Origin of the sequence: Mucilaginibacter myungsuensis (assembly GCF_015222005.1) — a bacterium.
GTDB classification, from domain to species: domain Bacteria; phylum Bacteroidota; class Bacteroidia; order Sphingobacteriales; family Sphingobacteriaceae; genus Mucilaginibacter; species Mucilaginibacter myungsuensis.
The window spans coordinates 324,556-330,898 of sequence record NZ_JADFFL010000006.1; the positions used below are offsets into that span (position 1 = coordinate 324,556).

At 46.8% G+C, this 6,343-nt stretch carries 5 protein-coding genes; 3 read left to right on the forward strand and 2 right to left on the reverse strand.

The features are described from left to right. The first annotated feature begins 47 nt into the window (after positions 1–47). Together IRJ16_RS16820 and IRJ16_RS16825 are read left to right on the forward strand one after the other, a co-directional pair. Entirely contained in the window at positions 48–2,123 is a 2,076-nt protein-coding gene (locus IRJ16_RS16820; protein ID WP_194112777.1) for a hypothetical protein, read from the forward strand. 17 nt (positions 2,124–2,140) lie between these two features. Then, complete coding sequence (locus IRJ16_RS16825) at positions 2,141–3,190, forward strand: VHL beta domain-containing protein (protein ID WP_194112778.1); 1,050 nt, start codon at positions 2,141–2,143, stop codon at positions 3,188–3,190. A gap of 9 nt (positions 3,191–3,199) precedes the next feature. On the opposite strand, the gene IRJ16_RS16830 is transcribed toward IRJ16_RS16825, so the two are convergent. Both IRJ16_RS16830 and IRJ16_RS16835 read right to left on the reverse strand, forming a co-directional pair. Then, a complete protein-coding gene (locus IRJ16_RS16830; protein ID WP_194112779.1) occupies positions 3,200–3,502 on the reverse strand; it encodes an FtsB family cell division protein in 303 nt (100 codons plus the stop codon). A 482-nt stretch (positions 3,503–3,984) separates the two neighbouring features. Further along, on the reverse strand, positions 3,985–5,379 hold the full coding sequence (locus IRJ16_RS16835) for a methyltransferase RsmF C-terminal domain-like protein (RefSeq protein WP_194112780.1): 1,395 nt from the start codon (positions 5,377–5,379) through the stop codon (positions 3,985–3,987). 222 nt (positions 5,380–5,601) lie between these two features. Between IRJ16_RS16835 and IRJ16_RS16840 the strand changes: the two genes are divergently transcribed. Then, a complete protein-coding gene (locus tag IRJ16_RS16840; protein ID WP_194112781.1) occupies positions 5,602–5,847 on the forward strand; it encodes a hypothetical protein in 246 nt (81 codons plus the stop codon). The last annotated feature ends 496 nt before the right edge of the window (positions 5,848–6,343 follow it).

Consider the following 6,343-nt stretch of genomic DNA (forward strand, 5'->3'; position numbering starts at 1 on the left):
CAATAACGTAAAACCTAAAACGTAGTACGTATCACGTATAATCATCTATGCCGTTTTTATTTTCGATCAGCTGGGGTTCGGTTTCGGGTTGGTGGACGCCGGTCTGCTTGTTGTTAGGTGTGCTTTATGCCTGGCTGATGTACCGCGAGCCGGTCACCGTCGGCCCAACTATGCGCAATTTTTTGGCAGGGTTAAGAGGGGTAGCCGTTTTCCTGATCGCTTTCTTGCTGATATCGCCCATGGTGCGCTCGGTAAGTTACCAGCCACAAAAACCGCTGGTGCTCATCGCGCAGGATAATTCAGAGTCGATAAAATTATTTAAGCAGCCGGGTTTTGATGCAGCTAAATTTAATGCCGACCTGGCCGGCATCAAAAAAGAACTGGGCGATGGCTACGATGTGCGCGAATTTAACTTCGATGACGAACTGCACGATGGCCTGGCGACCACTCAAAACGGAAAGCAAACCGATATATCGACCGCCTTGCGCCAACTGAACGAACGTTTTGTGAACCAAAACATCGGCGCTATCGTAATGAGTGGCGACGGCTTGTACAACCGCGGTGCCGATCCGCAATACGAAGCGCAAAAGATCAAGACCAATATTTACACCATACCGCTGGGCGATACCATCCCGCGCCGGGATCTGCTGATCGCCAACGTTAATTATAACAAGACCGCCTTTTTAGGCAACGATTTCGAGATAGAACTATTGGCCGCTGCTTACCAAAGCAATGGCGAGAGCATCCGCCTAACGGTGACCGAAGGTGGCAGCACGGTATCGAGCCAGCAGATCCCGGTGAGTAATAACGCTTTTAAGAAGTCGGTCGCGTTAAAGCTGAGCGCCGATAAAAAGGGCATGCATAAATACAACATCAGCATTGCACCGGTAAAGAACGAAATATCCACCCAGAACAACACCGAGACCATTTATGTAGAAGTGCTGGATGCCCGCCAAAAGATATTGCTACTATATAATAGCCCGCACCCGGATATCACGGTGATCAAACAGGCGATAGAGAGTAACAAAAATTACGAGTTAAAGACCACCCGCGCTACCGAGACCGGCACGATCAGCTGGAACGACTACAGCCTGGTGATCATGTATCAACCGGCCGAGGGTATGGTCGCCATGGCTACCAAAAGCAAGGTGCCGGTATGGTACATTATGGGTGCCCAAACCGACTTGCGTGCTTTGAACCAGGTACAAAAAGTAATACAGATAGGTGCATCGGGCCGGGACATGCAGGAAGTTTTCGCGCTGACCACACCGGGTTTCTCGCTGTTCACGCTGACAGATTCGACGATGCAAAAGATATCACGCTTTCCGCCATTGCAAGCGCCTTACGGCAATTATAGCTCGCCTGCAGGTGGAACAGTATTTTTAAGGCAGAAGATAGGCAGTGTGCCAACGCCGTATCCGCTACTAACTTTCGGCGACGAAGCCGGCCGACGCCAGGCAGTAATGACGGCCGAAGGCTTATGGAGATGGAATTTGTCCGAGTTCCAAACCTATGGTAGCCATGCCGCGGTAGAAGAATTGTTCACCCAATGCGTACAGTATTTAACCGCCAATGCCGGTCAGCAACGTTTTAGGGTTTACCCAAGCAAGACCGTGTTTGACGAAGGCGAGGATATTTTGGTGAACGCCGAGTTATATAACGACGCTTTGGAACTGGTAAACACGCCCGACGTGCGCACCGATATTAAAAGCGCCGAGGGCAAAAGCTATAGTTTCCTGTTCAGTAGGACAGGCAAAAGTTACCAATTGAACGCCGGAACTTTACCGGCAGGGGAGTACAGCTACACAGCAGGAGTGAAGTTAGGCGATAAGTCGATGTCGGCCCGTGGGCAGTTCACCGTAAAAGCCATGAACCAGGAGGCGCGCCAAAGCACGGCAAATCATCAGTTGCTGTACGCTATGGCCAAAAGCTCGGGCGGCGAAATGGTGGCACCAACACAAATTGCCCGCATTGCCGAACTGATCCGTAAGAACGACACCATCAAAACCGTTGAATACGAAGACAAGCACTACACCGATCTGATAGATCTGAAGTGGGTTTTTGTACTGATACTGGCGCTGATCAGCACAGAATGGTTCATGCGTAAACGCGAAGGCTTATAAGAAAAGAGGGGACGAAGATGAGGTATATCAGGTTAACTATAAACGGACTGCTTGTAACCTTGCTTTGCGGATCATCATCGCTTGCCCAAACACCCGATTCCGCGATCGCCCGTTTAGCAAAGCCGGTCGCCGGGTTTTATTCAAAATATCTAAATAATAATGGTATCGCCATCCGCTCGTCGACCGTGGTGGAAGATCGTGCCCTGACCGTCGCTGCCGACAAGATCAGCATGATGCTGGCCCGAACACCCGCCATTAAACAGAACCTGAAACAATGGGGAGCCGAGGTGCATATCATTGGCAAAGACCAGCAAACTACCGATCTTCCCGAGTTTAAACATCAAAAAGGGATAAAATTTGTAGATAACCTGGGCAAACGCACCGATCTGGACAACCGTACCCGCGGCTTGGGCGGCATCTACACATCCTGTGGCGAAGAAAATCTGTTAGGTTTGCCGCAAGACAGATATGGTATCGGTCAGGATATTTGCGTGCACGAGTTCGCCCACACCATCATGTATTTCGGCCTCAGCAATAAATGGCAGGAAGCTATTAAAAAGCAATATCGCAAAGCCAGGTCCCTGGGCCTTTGGAAAAACACTTATGCCATGGTAGACGCGGGCGAATACTGGGCCGAACTTTCCATGTGGTATTTCGATCGCCACGGGCAGTTCCTGTCCGGCAGCCGTAGTCCGGCCATTAATTACCAGGCGTTAAAACGATACGATACCGGCGGTTTCGCCCTGCTCGATTCAATTTATTCGGGCAAGGCCAAAGTACGGCCCGTAGCCGTTGCCGCTCCCCAAAAGGTAAAACCCAATACCCGTACCGGTAGTGCCGATGGCGAAACGGTATTTATGGTCACTAACCGCACCTCAAAAAAACTAAAGTTATACTGGGTAGATACCGACGGTAAACCAAAACTACACGCCGAAGTCGGGCCGTATAATTCCTTTAAATGCGATACCTATCGCGATCACGTATGGCTGATCACCGATAGCAGAGGAAAAGACCGGGGTTGGTATAAAATGAATAAGCCCTACTTGCGCACGATCGTGCGGAGGTGATCCGGAGGGTTAGTCCTCTTTTTTAGCTTCCTTCACCACTACAAAAACATCCTCGTTCTCTTTCTTCATCAGATATTTTTCGCGGGCAAATTTCTCCAGGGCGCTGTTGTTGGTAGTCAGCTGTTGCAGCTGGCGGTTAACCTCGTCCGTCTCTTTCTGGTAAAAGTCGCGGTCGTGGCGCAGGCGGTTAACCTGCTGGCGGTATTCAAATTGCGATATCAGGTCGTTCTTGTCAAAAAACAACATCCACACCACAAAAGCCAAAGCTGACAGGAAATATTTGTTCTTAAGTAAACCTACAAGCCGCTGCATATCTATCGCTATTAAATTTCTGCTAAAATTATAGCTTATATCCATATAAAGCAATAGCAGGTTGTTAACTTGTTAACAGTCATATAAATGCGAAAGTCGAAGTGCCAAATGCGAAATGGGTATCAAGGAATGCGAAGGGCAGAATTTCAAATGCGAAATGATAAAAGGGTGTCATCCTGAGCCTGTCGAAGGGTGGGAGGGGCTTGCCACTATGAAGTACAGATATGTGTATCGACGAAGCTCACCACATATATTAATTAACCCGAGGCGGCATATCATTTTGCATTTGGCACTTCGACTTTCGCATTCATTGAAAACGAGCGTTCCCCCTTTTATCGGTACCGATAACCCCGCCATCCGCTGCAAGTCCGCACTTCGCTATGCTTCGTTTACGGGCTTTCCGCTGCTGTCGGGTTTATGTTAAACGGACAGTGCTAAAGTTGCCTTGATTCTTGGCTCTTGATTATTGACTCTATTCCTTGTTACTCTTGATTCTTGGCTCTACTCTCACTCAATATTCTCATCTCCTTCGGATAATAATTATTGATCCTATTGGGCAGCAACTTGGCCCATCCCAACACTTGGCCTTCAAAGTTCATCAGGCTCCAGCCTTTTTTGGTCAGTTCCAGATCGGGGATATTATCGCGGCGTAAATAAGCGATGGCTTGCTCGCGGGTAAGTTCGGTTTGTAGTACAGTGTCCTTATTAAGGATAAGACTCATGGCTAATTCATGGTCCGGGATCAGGTCCTTACCAGCAAGTGCGCCCAAACGTATGCCCGACTTCTTAATATATAGGTGTTGCTGTATCATAGCCAAAGCGTCGCGGTGTATGCGGTCAATGGCCAACCAGTCTTCGTTCACCTTAAAATAATAGTAGTTGTCGGCATCCTTTATATAAGGTTTCAACAGATCGATCGACTTATAATCGGGTTTTTGCGCGTTCTTGGCTTTATAGTTAGATACACCGCCGCTGTTATTGCCGGTCTTGCGCAAGCAGGCCGCGAACAGACCTTCGCCCTGTACTTTGCCGGGATAGAAACGGTAGCCATGCGCTTTATGCGTTTCACTTTGTGTTTCCACAATACCCCACTCCTTATTAATAGGTATACGGATGCTTTCCATACCGAACTCTTCACATAACCAATCCAGGATGGTCTCGTTCTCGGCCACCGAATAAGAACAGGTACTATATATAAGGTATCCATCAGCAGCGATGCTCGGGAACACGTCGGCCAATATCCTTTCCTGCCGTTGGTGGCAAAGGTTAACGTTGCCCTCGCTCCATTCGTTCATAGCATCCGGATCTTTACGGAACATGCCCGAACCGGAGCATGGCGCATCAACCAATACCACATCAAAGAAATTCTTCAGCCGGCTAAAATCTTTCGGGTCGTTATTGGTGGCGATGATATTGGATGGTCCCCACTTGGTGAGGTTATCGGTCAATATAGGTACGCGCGTTTTAATGATCTCGTTCGCCACCAGCAGATCATCCGTATTTAAAGCCGAACTGAGCAAAGTACTTTTACCACCGGGAGCAGCGCAAAGGTCCAACACTTTGATACTATCCTCATCATCCTCGCGGATGTGTTGCATGATATGGGCGATGAACATACTCGACGCTTCCTGTACATAATAGCACCCGGCATGAAAAAGCGGATCGAATGTAAAGGATGGGCGCTGGTCTAAGTAGATGGCATCAGCACACCAGGGCACTTGCACACCTTTATATATAGTGTGCTTTTTATAAGGATTGACGCGGATAGTGGTAGGCGAAGGCTGATCTTGATGCGCTTTAGCAAAGTTTTCGGCATCAAAACCGGGTGCATTAGCTAAAGACTCGATAAAATGATCAGGGAAATTGGCGTTATTCATATACTATCAAAGGTACGCAATTAAGCTGACGCGGGTGTTATACCCTAATAGATGCATGTTGCCACGTCTATACATGCCAATTAGTTGGCTTAGTTTTCAGCTGTTTAGCAAATTGTTTTAATTATTTTCAAATTATGGTTTGCAAGGGTGCGAAATGTGGTTACCTTTGCAGCCCCGCAAATAAGGAAAGCGGGTTGTTATTTGAGTTATTAAGTGCAACGTTTGAACGATAAAAAAGTTCAAATAAAATTTCAGAAAAAGAAAAAGGTTGTTACCTTTGCAGCCCCGCAAATACGAAAAGCGGGGACGTTCTCTGAAAGGAAAAAGGAAGAAAAGTTCTTCAAAAAAAAAGTGAAAATTTCACTTGACGATTTGAAAAGAAATGTTGACCTTTGCACTCCGCAAACGAAGAAAAGAAAAGCTCGAAAGAGCAACGGATTCAACGAAAAGCGGCTCCCGAAAAAATAAAAAATAAAATTTGGGAAAACAAAAAAGGTTCTTACCTTTGCACTCCCGAAACGAACGAAGGAAACTTCGGAGAAACGAAAAGAAAAGCTGACCGCAACGGATAGCGAAAATGAAAAGAGAAAGCCGTCATCAAATACTAAGATGAACAAACGGTAAGGTAGCGAAAGCGGCCATCATTAACAAGACGTTCAGTATCGCAATGATACAGCAACATAAAGAAAGTACCGTGACGGGAAATCGCAAAAGTTCTTAGAAAAAATAAAGAGACAAAAATAAATCATGAAGCAAAGCAGGGCTTTGAAAATTTTCAAAGTTTACTGTTCATCTTAACTCAATGCTTTAGGATCTGTATAAAGATACACGATGGTTGGCTTCGGCTGACAATAACATCAAAAAACAGATTTCTATTATTATAATAGGGTCTGGATACAAACAAAACATTTTACAATGGAGAGTTTGATCCTGGCTCAGGATGAACGCTAGCGGCAGGCCTAAT